The sequence below is a fragment of the Klebsiella sp. FDAARGOS_511 genome (assembly GCF_003812845.1).
Classification (GTDB): domain Bacteria; phylum Pseudomonadota; class Gammaproteobacteria; order Enterobacterales; family Enterobacteriaceae; genus Klebsiella; species Klebsiella grimontii.
The window spans coordinates 4689955-4706735 of record NZ_CP033824.1 but is presented as its reverse complement, the minus strand read 5'-3'; the positions used below and the strand labels follow the sequence as shown (position 1 = coordinate 4706735).

14 protein-coding genes are annotated in these 16781 nt (G+C 55.1%); 2 read left to right on the top strand and 12 right to left on the bottom strand.

From position 1 onward, the window contains the following. Nucleotides 1-7: 7 nt before the first annotated feature. The 9 genes from nuoI to EGY08_RS23765 form a co-directional block, all read right to left on the bottom strand. Entirely contained in the window at nucleotides 8-550 is a 543-nt protein-coding gene (gene nuoI / locus EGY08_RS23810) for an NADH-quinone oxidoreductase subunit NuoI (RefSeq protein ID WP_004104066.1), read from the bottom strand. Nucleotides 551-564: 14 nt separating this feature from the next. After that, nucleotides 565-1542, bottom strand: a complete 978-nt coding sequence (gene nuoH / locus EGY08_RS23805; RefSeq protein WP_004104068.1) for an NADH-quinone oxidoreductase subunit NuoH — start codon at nucleotides 1540-1542, stop codon at nucleotides 565-567. Next, on the bottom strand, nucleotides 1539-4265 hold the full coding sequence (nuoG, locus tag EGY08_RS23800; protein ID WP_123829014.1) for an NADH-quinone oxidoreductase subunit NuoG: 2727 nt from the start codon (nucleotides 4263-4265) through the stop codon (nucleotides 1539-1541). Before nuoG ends, nuoH begins: the two co-directional genes overlap by 4 nt. An 87-nt stretch (nucleotides 4266-4352) precedes the next feature. Beyond that, a complete protein-coding gene (gene nuoF / locus EGY08_RS23795) occupies nucleotides 4353-5690 on the bottom strand; it encodes an NADH-quinone oxidoreductase subunit NuoF (RefSeq protein WP_112165583.1) in 1338 nt (445 codons plus the stop codon). Further along, complete coding sequence (nuoE, locus tag EGY08_RS23790) at nucleotides 5687-6187, bottom strand: NADH-quinone oxidoreductase subunit NuoE (protein ID WP_004104075.1); 501 nt, start codon at nucleotides 6185-6187, stop codon at nucleotides 5687-5689. The genes nuoF and nuoE overlap by 4 nt, the downstream gene beginning before the upstream one ends. Before the next feature lie 2 nt (nucleotides 6188-6189). Beyond that, complete coding sequence (gene nuoC, locus EGY08_RS23785; protein WP_004123133.1) at nucleotides 6190-7998, bottom strand: NADH-quinone oxidoreductase subunit C/D; 1809 nt, start codon at nucleotides 7996-7998, stop codon at nucleotides 6190-6192. Nucleotides 7999-8084: 86 nt separating this feature from the next. Continuing rightward, the gene (gene nuoB / locus EGY08_RS23780) at nucleotides 8085-8759 is read right to left on the bottom strand and encodes an NADH-quinone oxidoreductase subunit NuoB (RefSeq protein ID WP_002913178.1); all 675 of its coding nucleotides are present in this window, start codon (nucleotides 8757-8759) and stop codon (nucleotides 8085-8087) included. A gap of 15 nt (nucleotides 8760-8774) precedes the next feature. After that, on the bottom strand, nucleotides 8775-9221 hold the full coding sequence (gene nuoA / locus EGY08_RS23775) for an NADH-quinone oxidoreductase subunit NuoA (protein WP_004123140.1): 447 nt from the start codon (nucleotides 9219-9221) through the stop codon (nucleotides 8775-8777). 651 nt (nucleotides 9222-9872) lie between these two features. Continuing rightward, nucleotides 9873-10799 (bottom strand): LysR family transcriptional regulator, encoded by a 927-nt coding sequence (locus EGY08_RS23765; protein WP_004123142.1) that lies wholly within the window; start codon nucleotides 10797-10799, stop codon nucleotides 9873-9875. Nucleotides 10800-11688: 889 nt separating this feature from the next. On the opposite strand from EGY08_RS23765, the gene alaA reads away from it, so the two are divergent. Then, on the top strand, nucleotides 11689-12906 hold the full coding sequence (alaA, locus tag EGY08_RS23760; protein ID WP_004123143.1) for an alanine transaminase AlaA: 1218 nt from the start codon (nucleotides 11689-11691) through the stop codon (nucleotides 12904-12906). An 87-nt stretch (nucleotides 12907-12993) separates the two neighbouring features. Continuing rightward, nucleotides 12994-13593 (top strand): 5'-deoxynucleotidase, encoded by a 600-nt coding sequence (gene yfbR, locus EGY08_RS23755; RefSeq protein WP_004123145.1) that lies wholly within the window; start codon nucleotides 12994-12996, stop codon nucleotides 13591-13593. A gap of 52 nt (nucleotides 13594-13645) precedes the next feature. Here yfbR and EGY08_RS23750 read toward each other — a convergent pair whose 3' ends face one another. From EGY08_RS23750 to EGY08_RS23740, 3 genes are all read right to left on the bottom strand, one after another. Continuing rightward, on the bottom strand, nucleotides 13646-15478 hold the full coding sequence (locus tag EGY08_RS23750; protein WP_004123147.1) for an SLC13 family permease: 1833 nt from the start codon (nucleotides 15476-15478) through the stop codon (nucleotides 13646-13648). Nucleotides 15479-15554: 76 nt separating this feature from the next. Continuing rightward, a complete protein-coding gene (locus tag EGY08_RS23745; RefSeq protein ID WP_032742182.1) occupies nucleotides 15555-16214 on the bottom strand; it encodes a sugar phosphatase in 660 nt (219 codons plus the stop codon). Between the two features lie 11 nt (nucleotides 16215-16225). Beyond that, entirely contained in the window at nucleotides 16226-16720 is a 495-nt protein-coding gene (locus EGY08_RS23740; protein ID WP_004123152.1) for a YfbU family protein, read from the bottom strand. Nucleotides 16721-16781 lie beyond the last annotated feature (61 nt).

Genomic DNA, 16781 nt, shown 5'->3' with positions numbered 1-16781 from the left:
CCTCTCCTTACGGTAACAGGCTCTTGACGTCGATAGGCTTAGCTTCGTTCTCTGCTTCGCCCTTATCTTTGCCGTCGATTGCCATACCCGCCATCCGGTAGAAGTTATATTCCGGATATTTACCCGGACCGGAAATCAGCAGATCCTCTTTTTCGTACACCAGATCCTGACGTTTGTATTCGCCCAGCTCAAAGTCCGGGGTCAACTGAATCGCCGTGGTCGGGCACGCTTCTTCGCACAGGCCGCAAAAAATACAGCGCGAGAAGTTGATGCGGAAAAACTCCGGGTACCAGCGACCGTCTTTGGTCTCCGCTTTTTGCAGAGAGATACAGCCTACCGGACAGGCTACCGCACACAGGTTACAGGCAACGCAGCGCTCTTCGCCGTCCGGATCGCGCGTCAGCACGATGCGGCCACGGTAGCGCGGCGGCAGATATACCGGCTCTTCCGGGTACATCCGAGTTTCTCGTTTGGCAAAGGCGTGCATCCCGATCATGCAGATACTGCGGACCTGGGTGCCAAACCCTACCAATAATTCTTTTAAGGTCATGGTCAATTCACCCCTTATTGCGCCTGCCAGAGAATGACAGCCGCCGTTACCAACAGGTTGATCAGCGTTAACGGCAGGCATACCTTCCAGCCAAAGGACATTACCTGGTCATAACGCGGACGCGGTAATGATGCGCGGATCAAAATGAACATCATCATAAAGAACGCGGTTTTCAGCGCGAACCAGATGAAAGGAGGTAACCATGGGCCATTCCAGCCGCCGAAGAACAGCGTCACAATCAGCGCCGATACGGTGACAATCCCGATATATTCACCGACGAAGAACAGACCGAACTTCATGCCGGAGTATTCGATGTGATAACCGTCGGCCAGCTCCTGTTCCGCTTCCGGTTGGTCAAACGGATGACGGTGACATACCGCTACGCCCGCAATCGCAAAGGTCACGAAGCCAAAGAACTGAGGGATGACGTTCCACAGATGCGCCTGGTTGTTGACGATATCGGTCATGTTGAATGAACCGGCCTGCGCCACCACGCCCATCAGGGAAAGCCCGAGGAACACTTCGTAGCTCAGGGTCTGGGCAGAAGCACGCATCGCGCCAAGCAGCGAGTATTTGTTGTTGCTCGACCAGCCGGCGAACAGTACCGCATAGACCGCCAGGCCTGCCATCATCAGGAAGAACAGAATGCCGATATTCAGATCGGCCACCACCCACGTCGGGCTGACCGGCACGATGGCGAAGGCCAGCAGCAGCGAAGTAAAGGCGATCACCGGCGCCAGAGTAAAGATCACGCGATCCGAGAAGCGCGGAACCCAGTCCTCTTTAAAGAACATCTTGATCATGTCGGCGACGAGCTGCAGCGAACCGCCCCAGCCCACGCGGTTAGGTCCGTAACGGTTCTGGAACAGGCCCAGCAGACGACGTTCGCCGAAGCTCATAAACGCGCCGCAGGTGACCACCACCAGTAGAATCACTACCGCTTTAAGGATGCCTAACAGAATGTCGATGAGATCGGGAGTTAACCAACTCATGCTTTCGCCTCCTGCAGAGTATCAATACGCGCTCCGGTCAGCACCGGCGCAATCCCTGGCATGCCCATCGGTAAGCCAACCTGCCCTGCCGTCAGACCCGCCGAAATCACCAGCGGCAGGCTAAGCGCCTGGCCATCAACGCTAAAAGAGACCATTGCACCTTCGTTCACCCCAAGCTTCGCGGCATCTGCCGGGTTCAGCTTAACGTACGGCTGCGGCATGCGGCTCTGGAATACCGGAGAACGCTGCGACAGCTCGTCGCTGCCGAACAGATGGTAGTAAGGCGCGATACGCCATTTCCCGTCTTCTGCCTGGAAACTTGCTGGTACCGCGGTAAAGTACTCAAGACCGCTGGCGGAAGCTTCAATCAAACGCACGCCCGGATCGCCGTGGCGCAGTTTACCGCCCACTTCATCCTGGAACTTGTTCCACGCCTGCGGTGAGTTCCAGCCCGGAGCCCAGGCAAACGGAATTTGCGAGCGCGGCGCGGACGGCTGGTTGTTCCCTTCCATGGAGAAGGCGAACATGGTGTCTTTATCCTGCGGCTGACGGGGTTCATGCACGCTGATGTTGGCACGCATGGCCGTACGACCGCTGTAGCGGTGCGGTTCACGGGCCAGCTTCTGGCCGCGAATGCGGAAGGTCGCATCCGGCGCGGCGTCTTTGATCCCGGCCAGCTGCGGCAGGGCGGCAATGGCGGCGTCAATCACGTGGTCCAGCTGGGTCCAGTCAACCTGACGGTTGTTCACGGTGCTGTGCAATGAGTGCAGCCAGCGCCAGCTCTCCAGCATTACGGTTTTCGCGTCGTAGTAGGCCGGGTCGTAAACCTGGAAGAAGCGCTGGGCGCGACCTTCGTTGTTGACCACGGTACCGTCGCTTTCCGCAAAGCTTGCCGCGGAGAGCACCAGATGCGCTTTTTCCATAATCGCCGTACGCTGATGGTCAACCACCATCACCAGGGGCGCTTTCGCCAGCGCCGCATCAACGCGGGCGGCTGAAGCGTGGCGGTGCAGGTCGTTTTCCAGCACGATAACCGCATCGGCAGAGCCGGTTTCCAGTTCGCTCAGCGCTTCTTCAAGCGAGCCGCCGCCGATCATGCCGAGGCCAACGCTGTTGACCGCGCGGGCGACCATCGTCACGCCGACATCGGCGCCGCGACCTTTCAGGGCTTTCGCCACGTTGGCCGCCGCCTGAATAACTTCAATGCTGCCGGCGTTGGTTCCGGAGACAATCAGCGGTTTTTTCGCTCCGGCTAACGCCTGAACGATCACGTCAATTTTGCCTTTCAGCTCGCCGCTCAGCCCTTCTACCGCCGGGGCGCTTTCGTCCAGCGCATGGGCGATGGCAAAACCGAGGCGCGCCTGATCTTCCACCGGCGCGCGGTAGGTCCATGCGGCGATGTCATCGAGGCGGGTGTCATCAATATTGGTGACAAACAGCGGATGCTTCGCGCGCTGGCCGATGTTAAGGATCGCGGCGATCTGCCAGTCGGCGACTTTCAGCGCCGCCGCCATTTCACGCGCTTTGCCTTTCACCGCCTGACGCACCGCCAGCGCGATACGCGCGCCGGTCTGGGTGATGTCTTCGCCGAGGATCAGCACCGCATCGTAGGATTCGATCTCGCGCAGCGCCGGGGTATGAATACCGCCATCGCGCAGCACTTTCAGCATCATCTGCAGGCGTTCTTGTTCACCTTTAGCAATGCCGGTATAGAAGTTCCCGGCGCCGACCAGTTCGCGCAGCGCGAAGTTGCTTTCGAGGCTGGCGCGCGGAGAGCCGATACCGATTACTTTCTTCGACTGACGCAGAATATCCGCCGCACCCTGCATCGCCTGCTCGGCGTTAAGGGTAATCAGATCGTCGCCGCGGCGTTGAACCGGCTGACGCGGACGGTCTTTGAGATTCACATAGCCGTAGCCGAAACGACCGCGGTCGCAGAGGAAGTAGCGGTTAACGGTACCGTTATAGCGGTTTTCGATACGACGCAGTTCGCCATAGCGTTCGCCGGGGCTGATGTTACAGCCGACGGAACACTGCTGGCAGATGCTTGGCGCAAACTGCATGTCCCATTTACGGTTATAACGCTCGGAGTGCGTTTTATCGGTAAACACGCCGGTCGGACAGACTTCCACCAGGTTGCCGGAGAACTCGCTTTCCAGCGTCCCGTCTTCCGGGCGTCCGAAGTAGACGTTGTCGTGAGCGCCATAAACGCCAAGATCGGTGCCGTCTGCATAATCTTTGTAATAGCGAACGCAGCGGTAGCAGGCGATACAGCGGTTCATTTCGTGAGAGATGAACGGCCCAAGATCCTGGTTGCGGTGAGTACGCTTGGTAAAGCGGTAGCGACGGAAGCTATGACCGGTCATTACGGTCATATCCTGCAAGTGGCAGTTGCCGCCCTCTTCGCACACCGGACAGTCGTGCGGGTGGTTGGTCATCAGCCACTCAACTACGCTTTCGCGGAACTGCTTCGCTTCTGCGTCGTCGATGGAAATAAAAGTGCCGTCGGATGCCGGTGTCATACAGGACATCACCAGGCGGCCACGCGTGTCTTCCGCGTTCTGATATTGCTTCACCGCACACTGGCGGCAAGCACCGACGCTCCCTAGCGCCGGATGCCAGCAAAAGTATGGAATATCCAGGCCCAAAGAGAGACAAGCTTCTAGCAGGTTGTCCGCTCCGTTGACCTCGTACTCTTTGCCGTCTACATGAATCGTAGCCATTAGCGTGCTTCCAAAGTAAAAAAATCTTTTCCACTTATTCATTCAGGCAGCCAACGTAGAGGCAACCTGAATGATTTTGTGGATACATTACCAGCGCGTCTTAAGCAGGTTCGGCTGAATCCCGTTGATTGCATGGGTATTGCTGAACTGCTGTTTAATGCCAGCTTCGAATTCTTCGCGGAAATATTTAATCGCGCTCTGTAGCGGCTCAACCGCACCCGGCGCGTGCGCGCAGAAGGTTTTACCCGGACCGAGGAATCGACACAGCTGCTCAAGCGTCTCGATATCCCCCGGCTGGCCTTCGCCACGCTCGAGAGCGCGCAGAATTTTCACGCTCCACGGCAGGCCGTCACGGCAGGGCGTACACCAGCCGCAGGACTCTCGGGCGAAAAACTCTTCCAGGTTGCGCACCAGCGATACCATGCCGATTTCGTGGTCAACCGCCATCGCCAGCGCGGTGCCCAGACGGCTACCCGCTTTACCGATGCTTTCGAATTCCATCGGCAGGTCGAGATGCGCTTCGGTCAGGAAGTCAGTGCCCGCGCCGCCCGGCTGCCAGGCTTTAAACTTCAGACCATCGCGCATGCCGCCCGCGTAATCTTCCAGAATTTCGCGCGCGGTGGTGCCGAACGGCAGCTCCCAGACGCCCGGGTTCTTCACTCGGCCAGAGAAGCCCATCAGCTTGGTGCCGGCGTCTTTACTGGTAGAGATGTTCTGATACCACTCGACGCCGTTGGCCAGAATCGCCGGAACGTTGCACAGGGTTTCAACGTTGTTTACGCAGGTCGGTTTCCCCCAGACGCCGGAGCTGGCCGGGAACGGCGGCTTCGAACGTGGGTTGGCGCGACGGCCTTCGAGGGAGTTGATCAGCGCGGTTTCTTCGCCGCAGATATAGCGCCCTGCCCCGGTGTGCACAAACAGTTCGAAGTCAAAACCGGTGCCAAGGATATTTTTACCCAACAGACCCGCTTCGGTCGCTTCGGCAATGGCCCGGCGCAGGTGCTGCGCCGCTTCGATATATTCGCCGCGCAGGAAGATATAGCCGCGGTAGGCTTTCAGCGCGAACGCGGAGATCAGCATGCCCTCCACCAGGAGGTGCGGCAGCTGTTCCATCAGTAGGCGATCTTTATAGGTGCCCGGTTCCATTTCATCGGCGTTACACAGTAGGTAACGGATGTTCATGGACTCGTCTTTCGGCATCAGGCTCCACTTCAGACCGGTGGAAAAGCCCGCGCCGCCGCGCCCTTTCAGGCCGGCGTCTTTTACCGCAGTGACGATTTCATCCGGCGCCATGCCGGAGAGCGCTTTACGCGCCCCGGCGTAGCCGTTTTTACTCTGGTATTCATCCAGCCATACCGGCTGTTTGTCGTCGCGCAGACGCCAGGTTAACGGATGGGTTTCGGCAGTACGAATAATGGTTTTCATTTATACCGCTCCAGGAGGTCAGGAATCGCTTCCGGCGTCAGATAACTGTGAGTGTCCTCATCAATCATCATGGTCGGCCCCTTGTCGCAGTTGCCCAGGCAGCAGGTCGGCAGCAGAGTGAAGCGGCCATCAAAGGTGGTTTGACCCGGTTTGATATCCAGCTTCTTCTCGATCGCCGACTGAATGCCCTGGAACCCGGTGATATGGCACACCACGCTGTCGCAGTAGCGAATCACGTGACGGCCTACCGGCTGGCGGAATATTTGGCTGTAGAAGGTCGCCACGCCTTCTACGTCGCTGGCCGGGATCCCCAGCACATCGGCGATAGCGTAGATTGCGCCGTCCGGCACCCAACCGCGCTGCTTCTGAACGATCTTCAGCGCTTCAATGGACGCCGCACGCGGGTCTTCGTAGTGGTGCTTTTCGTGCTCAATCGCCTCACGCTCTGCCGCACTCAGCTCAAAAGCCTCGGTTTGTGGTTGTTGATTCTCGTGCATAATTAGCGGTCCACGTCTGACATAACAAAATCGATACTACCCAGATAGACAATCAGGTCGGAGACCAGACTGCCGCGAATAGCGGCCGGGATCTGCTGCAGGTGTGCGAAGCTTGGCGTGCGCACGCGGGTACGGTAGCTCATGGTGCTGCCGTCGCTGGTCAGGTAGTAACTGTTAATACCCTTGGTCGCTTCAATCATCTGGAAGGATTCTTGCGCCGGCATGACCGGGCCCCAGGAAACCTGCAGGAAGTGCGTAATCAGGGTTTCGATATGCTGCAGCGTGCGCTCTTTCGGCGGCGGCGTCGTCAGCGGATGATCCGCCTTGAACGGGCCTTCCGGCATGTTATCGAGGCACTGCTGAAGAATGCGCAGGCTCTGGCGCAGCTCTTCCACTTTCAGCATCACGCGGGTGTAGCAGTCGGAGACGCCACCGCCGGTCGGGATTTCAAAGTCGAAGTTTTCATAGCCAGAATAAGGACGCCATTTACGCACGTCGAAGCCGATGCCGGTCGCGCGCAGGCCCGCGCCGGTGGTGCCCCACTCCAGCGCTTCTTTGGCGTTGTAGGCGGCAACCCCTTTCGAACGACCGATCAGGATGGAGTTGCGCAGCGCGGCCTTTTCATAGGAATCCAGACGCTTCGGCATCCACTCGAGGAATTCACGCAGCAGGCGATCCCAACCGCGGGGCAGGTCGTGCGCGACGCCGCCGATACGGAACCAGGCCGGGTGCATACGGAAGCCGGTAATCGCTTCCACCAGATCGTAGATCTTTTGGCGGTCGGTAAAGGCAAAGAACACCGGCGTCATCGCCCCGACGTCCTGGATAAAGGTGGAGATGTACAGCAGATGGCTGTTGATACGGAACAGCTCGGAAAGCATTACGCGGATGACGTTGACGCGATCCGGCACGGTTATTCCCGCCAGTTTCTCCACCGCCAGCACGTACGGCATCTCATTAACGCAGCCGCCGAGGTACTCAATACGGTCGGTATACGGAATGTAGCTGTGCCAGGACTGGCGCTCACCCATCTTCTCAGCGCCGCGGTGGTGGTAGCCGATATCCGGAACGCAGTCGATGATCTCTTCGCCATCAAGCTGCAAAATAATACGGAACGCACCGTGCGCGGAGGGGTGGTTCGGGCCGAGGTTAAGGAACATAAAGTCCTCGTTTTCGGTCCCGCGCTTCATGCCCCACTCTTCCGGTTTGAAAGTCAGCGCTTCCATTTCCAGATCCTGTTTGGCTTTGGTCAGCTCAAACGGGTCAAATTCGGTTGCACGCGCCGGGTAGTCTTTACGCAGCGGGTGGCCTTCCCAGGTCGGCGGCATCATGATGCGGCGCAGATTCGGGTGACCATCGAAGGTGACGCCAAACATCTCCCAGGTTTCACGCTCATACCAGTTGGCGTTCGGGTACAGTTTGGTGAAGGTCGGCAGATGCAGATCGTTTTCAGACAATGCAACCTTGAGCATGATGTCGCGATTGCGGTCGATTGAAATCAGGTGATAGAAAACGGAAAAATCCGCGGCGGGTAAACCATCGCGGTGCGTGCGCAGACGTTCGTCCATGCCATGCAGGTCAAACAGCATCACGTAAGGCTTCGGCAACTTCTTCAGGAAATCACCCACCTCAAGCAGCTGTTCGCGCTTCACCCAAACCACCGGAACGCCGGTGCGGGTGGGCTGAACGGTAAAGGCATCCGGCCCAAAACGGTTGCGCAGTTCGCCGATCACCGGGTCATCAAGGTGATCGCGGGTTTGCCAGGCTGGTGCGGCGTCATGCGCGGTTAAATCGGTCATATTGTTCACCATTGCAAAAGGTCCGTGGTGACTGCCGGCGAGACTTCGCGCTGTAGTAGATTGATTTGCGAAGTTTTCATCCCGCCCGCAGGCGCAAGTTAAATCTCGTCCGGAGTCCGCAGATTGGTCACTGCAATACGTTCGCCGCGTTTACGCTCGCGTTCCGACTGCATATTGGCGCGATAAACGCCCTGATCGCCTACCACCCAAGAGAGCGGACGACGTTCTTTACCAATGGATTCCTGCAGCAGCATCAGCGCCTGCATATACGCTTCCGGACGCGGCGGGCAGCCCGGGATGTAAACATCGACCGGAATAAACTTATCCACGCCCTGCACGACAGAGTAAATATCGTACATTCCGCCGGAGTTGGCGCATGCGCCCATCGAGATAACCCACTTCGGCTCCAGCATCTGGTCATAAAGACGCTGAATGACCGGCGCCATTTTGGTAAAGCAGGTGCCGGCGACCACCATCAGGTCAGCCTGACGCGGGGAGGCACGTAATACTTCTGCACCAAAGCGCGCAACGTCATGCACCGCGGTGAATGACGTCACCATTTCCACGTAGCAGCAAGAAAGGCCGAAGTTGTAAGGCCAGATTGAGTTCTTACGGCCCCAGTTAACCATGTCATGTAAGGCGTGTTCGAGTTTCCCCATATACACGCTTTTGTTGACTTCTTGCTCCAGGGGGTCGGTTACGATCTCCTGTTTTTGCAGGGGGTAACGGTCGTTCTCACCGTTAGGATCGATGCGGGTGAGCGTATAATCCATCTTATTGCCTCGCTTTTACTGCGTATGACGGTTAGTGGGACTGTCTGTTTCCGGGTTAACCAGCGTGCGACGGGAGCGCGCAGGCGTCCAGTCCAGAGCGCCAATACGAACGAGGTAAACCAGACCAGCCAGTAGCACTAAAATGAAAATTGCGGCTTCCACAAAGCCGACCCAACCGCTTTCACGGATAGAGGTCGACCATGCGTAGAGATACAGGGCTTCCACGTCAAAGATAACGAAGAACATGGCAACCAGATAAAACTTCGCAGAAAGACGTAAGCGAGCCGAACCGACGGAGTCGATCCCGGATTCAAACGGCGTGTTCTTGCTTCGCGCGCGCGCGCGTCCGCCAAGGTACCAGCCGCCGACGAGCATCAGGCAGCACAGGCCGATAGCGATGATGAGAAATATAGCGAATGCCCAATGATGAGCGATGACTTCAGTGGATGTTGACATACGCATTGCTTAACCAAAAAAGTGTAGCGCTAAAACCCTCTGCTCTTACTGGCAGATGAACGCCACAGCGTTTCACGGGGAGGAATAAAAAAATAGCCGTGCAAAAAAGCGTCCCTGGGTGATGTGGAAGGCCAGTTGCGGTGGCTTTTTACTCCTTTCATTAACCTTTTGTCAACTTTAACAAAAGTTTTCACAACATTAATTTACATTGGATTTTTTTCATTAACATTAAATGCCCTTTCATGCGGAATAACCTTGCATACTGTTCGGCTTTAGTGTTGTTGAATCGTGTCCGTTTCCGCCGTAAATCAAAATGACCCGCCTATTTTGACAGGATTCAGACACGATTCCTCCCCCTAAGGAGGGGTATTTTCTTGATCTGCGACACGCTTTTGTTAATTCAACCAAGAAAACAGCAACAAACCAGATGGTTTTTTAACATTAGCAGGAAGTATTGAAAGTGCAGAGAAAAGTCGAGAAATGAGAGGAGGAGCAGTTCTAACTTACTGATTTAGCTCAAAAGATATCAACAAAACTTTCTATTAATCAATAAAATTTGAAAAAAACGAACCGCAGCGGCGATTTCACACGTCTGGGGTTCGTTTTTACACTTACATTTTGTTACCAGTTTTTGTGATGTTTGTTAGCTTTTCCCGCTCAGGAAATAAGGGAATTATCTCCCCCTTCAGGGGTATAAACGCGTGGCGTGGACCACGGCTGGTACTCTGCGCTCAGCGACTGAAAAATGGCCTGCGTCAGCTCGCTTGCCTTCTGCGGATTGCAGTTCAGCATGTAGCGGGTATCCGGCAGCACGGGTAAACCATCACTCCGGCCCGGTACGCGAAATTCGGGGCTCATCATCTCTACCGGTTGCGCGGTTACGCCAAGCCCGGCTTTCACCGCCGCCTTCACCCCCGCCATTGAGCTTGCCGCATGGGAAAGATGCCACATAATGCCGGCGGCGTTGAGTACCTCTACGATCTCTTCCCGAAACGGATCCGGGGCATCCAGCAAAACAAGCGGGACAGACTCGCCCTGAGGGAGGACATAATCCGCTGCGCAGTACCACAGCGTTGGCGACGTGCGCAGCGTCAGCATGTCAGACCCCTGGGTTTGTCGGGTGGTCAGCGCAAGATCGATTGCCCCACTCTTCAACATATCGACGATATCAAGGTGTTTGAGGACTTTGATTTCCAGCGTCAGCCTGGGATAAAAACTACCAATCCGGTTTAACAGGCACGGTAAAATGGTATCTGCTGTCTCATCAGAGGCTCCCACTGTCAGCGTTCCCTGCAGGCTGCCAAACATTAGCGACATACAGGCTTCATCATTAAAACGCAGAATCTTCCGCGCATAGCCCAACAGCTGAATGCCCTGCTCGGTCAGAAGCTTATTGCGCCCGTGGCGAGCAAAAAGTTCTTTGCCAACCAGTTGCTCCAGCCGCTGCATCTGCTGGCTTACCGCTGACTGAGTCCGGCATACCGCTACGGCAGCAGCGGCAAATGTATTGAGATCGGCGACGGCAACAAAGGTTCTCAAGAGGTCGAGGTCTAAATTTAGTATCGAACGATTTTCATTTATCATATTTGCTTCACATTCAGGCGGCTAATGCTGACCTGCCTTGTTGATGCTGTGCTCCAGGCTTCCGGCTAATCCTTAAGCTTCGCGTTACCCGCCACAGACAGACGGATGAACAACTGGACGAACGTTATTGCATTAGAAAGCACTCATCAGCAGCAAATGCGCGGAATTTCAGAGTAATATTTTGCTCGTATGCCTGAGCGCTTTTAATTACGGCGCATTGTTTTTTGTGATGAGACGCAAAAAATAGCCGTCAATGACCATTGCCTGCATCTGCACCAGCGACAAACTTTGCCATAGCGCTCAGGAAGATAACAAAAACCTGCAATAACAATGTATTAATAAAGAAACAGGCTACCTGGCATAGTCATATATCAGTATTAACGATGTTATTCTAACCGAAAACCACAATATTTATAAGCGTTAATCAGTATTATCTCAGGCAATTTTAAATGCTGACCAGCGCTTTAATTAAATTACAAACCTAAGAATATTCCTTGCATAAAATAAAACCCATTTATCAATTAAATGCTTTTCATTAAAAATACCTGGTAAAGTTGTTAACACATTCTGTGTATTGTGAATTAAACGTACATAAGAAAGTGACGCGGCTTTTGCGCAAGAAATAAGCACGCATTCCCGTCAAATCAACAAACCAGATAAACGTTTATAGAATTAGAAAAGAACACAATTTATGACCACCAATGAAAGCATTGAAGGTTTATTGTATAAACAAAACACTACCCCACCAGAGAAATCAATTAATCCAAAAAAACATGAATAGCAAAATCTTCTCCTGTTAACCCTTCAAAACAGCGGGGATGCGGAGTACATTATTCCGTGCTGACTTCCACGGCAGGGAGTGGCGATAACAGCTAAAAGGTCAAGGTTCATGTCCCCCATCGAAAAATCCAGCAAGTTAGATAACGTCTGTTACGACATCCGCGGCCCGGTTCTGAAAGAGGCAAAACGCCTTGAAGAAGAAGGCAACAAAGTCCTGAAGCTGAACATCGGCAACCCAGCGCCGTTTGGCTTTGACGCGCCTGACGAAATCCTCGTTGACGTCATCCGCAATCTCCCGACTTCCCAGGGCTATAGCGATTCAAAGGGCCTCTATTCCGCACGTAAGGCCATCATGCAGCATTACCAGGCTCGCGGCATGCGCGATGTGACGGTCGAAGATATTTATATCGGCAATGGCGTTTCCGAACTTATCGTTCAGGCCATGCAGGCGCTGCTGAACAGCGGCGATGAAATGCTGGTTCCGGCGCCGGATTATCCGCTCTGGACCGCCGCGGTCGCGCTTTCCAGCGGTAAAGCGGTGCATTATCTCTGCGATGAGTCATCCGACTGGTTCCCGGACCTCGACGATATCCGCGCGAAAATCACCCCGCGTACCCGCGGTATCGTGATTATCAACCCGAATAACCCAACCGGCGCGGTCTACTCAAAAGAGCTGCTGATGGAGATCGTCGAGATCGCCCGCCAGCATAATCTGATTATTTTCGCCGATGAGATCTACGATAAGATCCTCTATGATGAGGCGCAGCACCACTCAATTGCGCCGCTGGCCCCGGACCTGCTCACCGTGACCTTTAACGGCCTGTCAAAAACCTACCGCGTTGCCGGCTTTCGCCAGGGCTGGATGGTGCTTAACGGGCCGAAGAAACACGCAAAAGGCTATATCGAAGGCCTGGAAATGCTGTCCTCTATGCGCCTGTGCGCCAACGTCCCGGCCCAGCATGCGATCCAAACCGCTCTCGGTGGCTATCAGAGCATCAGCGAATTTATTGTTCCAGGCGGGCGTTTATATGAACAGCGCAATCGCGCCTGGGAGCTGATTAACGACATTCCAGGCGTATCGTGCACCAAGCCGAAAGGCGCGCTGTATATGTTCCCGAAAATCGACGCTAAGCGCTTTAATATTCACGATGACCAAAAAATGGTGCTCGATTTTCTGCTACAGGAAAAAGTCCTGCTGGTTCAGGGTACCGCCTTTAACTGGCCGTGGCCGGACCACGTGCGTATTGTGACCCTTCCGCGCGAAGACGATCTTGAAATGGCAATTACCCGTTTCGGCCGTTTCCTTTCCGGCTACCACCAGCTCTGATTGCATCTACCCAGCCGCCGGGATTTGCATCCGGCGGCAATCCCTGCGCACAATGTCACCCGACGTCGTAACTGATTAAGGGTTCCTATGAGTCAGAGTCATTTCTTTGCCCACCTCTCCCGCCTGAAACTGATCAACCGCTGGCCGCTGATGCGTAATGTGCGCACCGAAAACGTCTCCGAACACAGCTTACAGGTCGCGATGGTGGCCCATGCGCTGGCGGCGATCAAAAATCGTAAATTTGGCGGTCAGGTTAACGCCGAGCGCATTGCCTTGCTGGCGATGTATCACGATGCCTCGGAAGTCCTGACCGGCGACCTGCCAACGCCGGTAAAATATTTCAACTCGCAGATCGCGCAAGAATACAAAGCCATCGAGAAAATCGCCCAGCAGAAGCTGGTCGATATGGTTCCTGATGAACTGCGCGATATTTTTGAGCCGCTCATCGACGAACAGCACTACAGCGAAGAGGAAAAATCCCTTGTTAAGCAGGCCGATGCGCTTTGTGCCTACCTGAAGTGTCTGGAAGAGCTATCGGCGGGGAATAATGAATTTCTGCTGGCCAAAGGCCGCCTTGAGAAAACGCTGGAATCGCGCCGCAGCGCTGAGATGGACTACTTTATGCATGTTTTCGTGCCGAGCTTCCACCTTTCGCTTGATGAAATCAGCCAGGATTCACCTTTATAAAATAATCACTCCCCGGCCAGCCTCAGCCTGACCGGGGAAAAACGTTGCTGAATCAGAACGGAAACAGCATCGGGATCAGCAGAACGCACACCACCATCACCAGGATAGTAAACGGCACGCCGATTTTGACAAAATCGCTGAATGAGTATTTACCCGGCCCCAGTACCAGGGTATTCACCGGCGACGATACCGGCGTCATAAACGCCGCCGAGGCCGCCATGGCGACCACCATCGCAAAAGGATAAGGCGAAACGCCCATCGACTTTGCCGCGGCCAGCGCAATGGGCGCCATCAGCACCGCGGTGGCGGTATTGGATATAAACAGGCCGATAGCCGCGCACATCACAAACAGACAGCCAAGCATCAGGTACGGTCCTTTACTTCCCGCCACGTCCATTAATCCCTGTACAACCAGATCAACGCCGCCGGTTTTCTGCAGCGCCAGAGCAAAAGGCATCATCCCGACGATCAAAATAATGCTCGGCCAGTGAATGGCTTTATAGGCACTTTCGGCGTTAATACAGCGGAATTTACCCATCAGCAGACAGGCCACGATCGCCGCTATGGGGTTCGGAATTTCGTCAGTCAGCATCAGCGCGACCATCAGCACCAGACAGAAAATCGCATGCGGCGCCTGGCTGTGCGCCGGCGAGGCGTCATTGACCTCAATGGGCATATTCAGCACCACAAAGTCACGACCTCGCTTGGCCAGCAGGGCTATCTGCCGCCAGTTCCCCACCACCAGCATGATATCGCCAAGCTGCAAAGCTTCATCGGTGACCGCGCCGTCAAGAGCTTTGCCATCGCGTTTCAGACCCACAATGTTCAAATCGAAACGGGTACGAAAGGCGATTTCGCGCACCGTCTTGCCAATCAGTTCGGAATCCGGGATCAGAGAGACTTCCGCCATCCCTACGTCAAGCGCCTGATCGGAAAAGTATTCGCCACGCAGTACCATGGGCTCCAGCATTTGCTCGCCACAGAACTGGCGTAAATCCACATCGGAGGCCGACATGTCGATCAGCAAAACGTCGCGGGCGCGGAACTCCGATACGCCGTTAACGTTAACGATAACCCGCCGGAAGCGCCGCCAGCGCTCAACGCCGATAACGTTCGCCCCATAGCGTTCGCGTAGCTTCAGGTCGTCCAGGCGCTGGCCAATCATCGGCGAGCCGGGGCGAATGGCCAGGCGACGCGCGCGCCCCGTGAGATGATAATCTTTGATAAGATCGCGGAAGGTGCTTCGCTTACGGCCATCGCGGACCTGTTCGCCTTCGTCCCCCTTTAGCATGAAGCGCATCACCAGCATATAGAAAACGCCCAGAACCAGCACCACCAGGCCTATAGGCGTGACGCTAAAAAAGCTGAATCCTTGCAGCCCTTCGCGTAACAGCTCGCTGTTGACAACCAGGTTGGGCGGTGTTGCCACCAAAGTCATCATCCCGCTAATAAGTCCGGCAAAACTGAGCGGCATCATCAACCGCGAAGGTGACGTGTTCATGCGCATTGACACGCTGAGCACCACGGGAATAAAAATGGCCACCACGCCGGTCGAGCTCATAAAAGCGCCTAATCCGGCAACGGTTAGCATTAAATAGACCAGCATTTTGGTTTCGCTATTACCGGCAACCTTTACCAGCCAGGAGCCCATTTTGGTGGCAACCCCGGTGCGCACCAGCCCATCGCCAATAATGAAAAGCGCGGCGATAAGGATAACGTTGGGATCGCTAAATCCCGAGAAGGCCTCGCTGAGCGTTAAGGTGCCGCTAAGGACAAAAGCGACAATCACCAGCAACGCGATAGCGTCCATGCGCACTTTTCCGGTGGCAAAGAGTACGACGGCTACGGCAAGAAGAGATAACACCCAAATCAGTTCACCGTTCACAACTTATCCTTGTCAGAAGATGGAGTTGGAAGTTTGGCATAAAAAAGCCCCGCCGGCGCGGGGCTAAATCATGAGATTAATCTTTAAGGCTAACATTCACATTGCCGTCAGGCAGGCGCTCAACCAGCAGATTTTCAAGCGTCGTTAACACCAAATCAGCTTCATCAAGACGCGGCGCATCGGCGGGCACATTGACCGCGATAGTCCGACAACCGGCATTCAGCCCAGAGAGCAGCCCGGCAGGGGCATCCTCCACCACGGCGCAATCTCCCGGCGCCAGCCCTAACAGCTCGGCCCCCAGCAGATAGGCGTCCGGAGCGGGTTTCCCGTGCTTTACGCGCTCGGCGGTGACGAAAACCTCAGCCTCAGGCAGCCCCGCAGCGCGGTGACGAGCATGGGCGACGGGAATCGAACCTGACGTCACTATCGCCCACGGAATCCCCACGTCATCAAGTGTCCTGAGCAACGCCACCGCTCCCGGCAGCGCCGTTACGCCATCCGTATCCGTTGCTTCGACCTTTTCCAGCCAGACGAACTCGGACTGAATCTCTTCTTCGCTGCGGCCGGGAAGAAAATGACGTAATGAGGTTATCGCCTGTTTGCCATGAATGAAGTTCAACACCTCATCATGAGGGATACTGAATCGATCCGCCCATTTGCACCACGAACGCTCCACAACCGGCAACGAATCGACCAATGTCCCGTCAAGATCAAACAGGAAACCTTTACACTGCACGGGAACCTCCATCAGGCGTTGATAATCTGGTTAATTTCGTTACTGCTTAAATGGTACTGACGCGGGCAGGAGTGCCAGGTGCTCAGCATGCGCTGGTATTTTTCCCACATCGGGGTCTGGGAGTTAAAGCCGTGAGTACCGGCGTCAAAGTGGCTATAGCGCCCTTCAACGTTAACCATAAAGCGGACATAACCGAGATAGCGGGCTTCGGTCGCCACGTCGAAGCCAAGGAAGGTGACCCGTCGCTCGTCAATCCCGCTGGCGTCCTTCAGGTTTGTCCAGGAGACATGCAGCGCGTGATACATCTCCATGATATCAATGATAGTACGACACGTTTCCTCGGTAAGCTGGCCAAACTCGCGGTCCAGCTCGCGCATCTGCAGCCCGTATCCACGCTCAATGATGGTCTGCAGGCGGCGGTAGCGTTCAGCGTTGTCCGGATCGAGCATCGTCATCATTTTGTATTGATTCGACAGAATCAGACGCTGCGCATTGGTCATTTCCATTTTTGACTCCTGTTGCACTTTTACGGCGTGAAAAAAGAAGGCGCATGAATTATGCGCCTTC

What these genes read in the sequence shown, in the direction of transcription:
- nuoH (WP_004104068.1), bottom strand. Translation starts at nt 1,542, where the DNA reads ATGAGTTGGTTAACTCCCGATCTCATCGACATTCTGTTAGGCATCCTT.
- yfbR (WP_004123145.1), top strand. Translation starts at nt 12,994, where the DNA reads ATGAGTCAGAGTCATTTCTTTGCCCACCTCTCCCGCCTGAAACTGATC.
- EGY08_RS23740 (WP_004123152.1), bottom strand. Translation starts at nt 16,720, where the DNA reads ATGGAAATGACCAATGCGCAGCGTCTGATTCTGTCGAATCAATACAAA.
- nuoC (WP_004123133.1), bottom strand. Translation starts at nt 7,998, where the DNA reads ATGGTGAACAATATGACCGATTTAACCGCGCATGACGCCGCACCAGCC.
- nuoA (WP_004123140.1), bottom strand. Translation starts at nt 9,221, where the DNA reads ATGCGTATGTCAACATCCACTGAAGTCATCGCTCATCATTGGGCATTC.
- nuoG (WP_123829014.1), bottom strand. Translation starts at nt 4,265, where the DNA reads ATGGCTACGATTCATGTAGACGGCAAAGAGTACGAGGTCAACGGAGCG.
- nuoB (WP_002913178.1), bottom strand. Translation starts at nt 8,759, where the DNA reads ATGGATTATACGCTCACCCGCATCGATCCTAACGGTGAGAACGACCGT.
- nuoI (WP_004104066.1), bottom strand. Translation starts at nt 550, where the DNA reads ATGACCTTAAAAGAATTATTGGTAGGGTTTGGCACCCAGGTCCGCAGT.
- nuoF (WP_112165583.1), bottom strand. Translation starts at nt 5,690, where the DNA reads ATGAAAACCATTATTCGTACTGCCGAAACCCATCCGTTAACCTGGCGT.
- EGY08_RS23765 (WP_004123142.1), bottom strand. Translation starts at nt 10,799, where the DNA reads ATGATAAATGAAAATCGTTCGATACTAAATTTAGACCTCGACCTCTTG.
- alaA (WP_004123143.1), top strand. Translation starts at nt 11,689, where the DNA reads ATGTCCCCCATCGAAAAATCCAGCAAGTTAGATAACGTCTGTTACGAC.
- nuoE (WP_004104075.1), bottom strand. Translation starts at nt 6,187, where the DNA reads ATGCACGAGAATCAACAACCACAAACCGAGGCTTTTGAGCTGAGTGCG.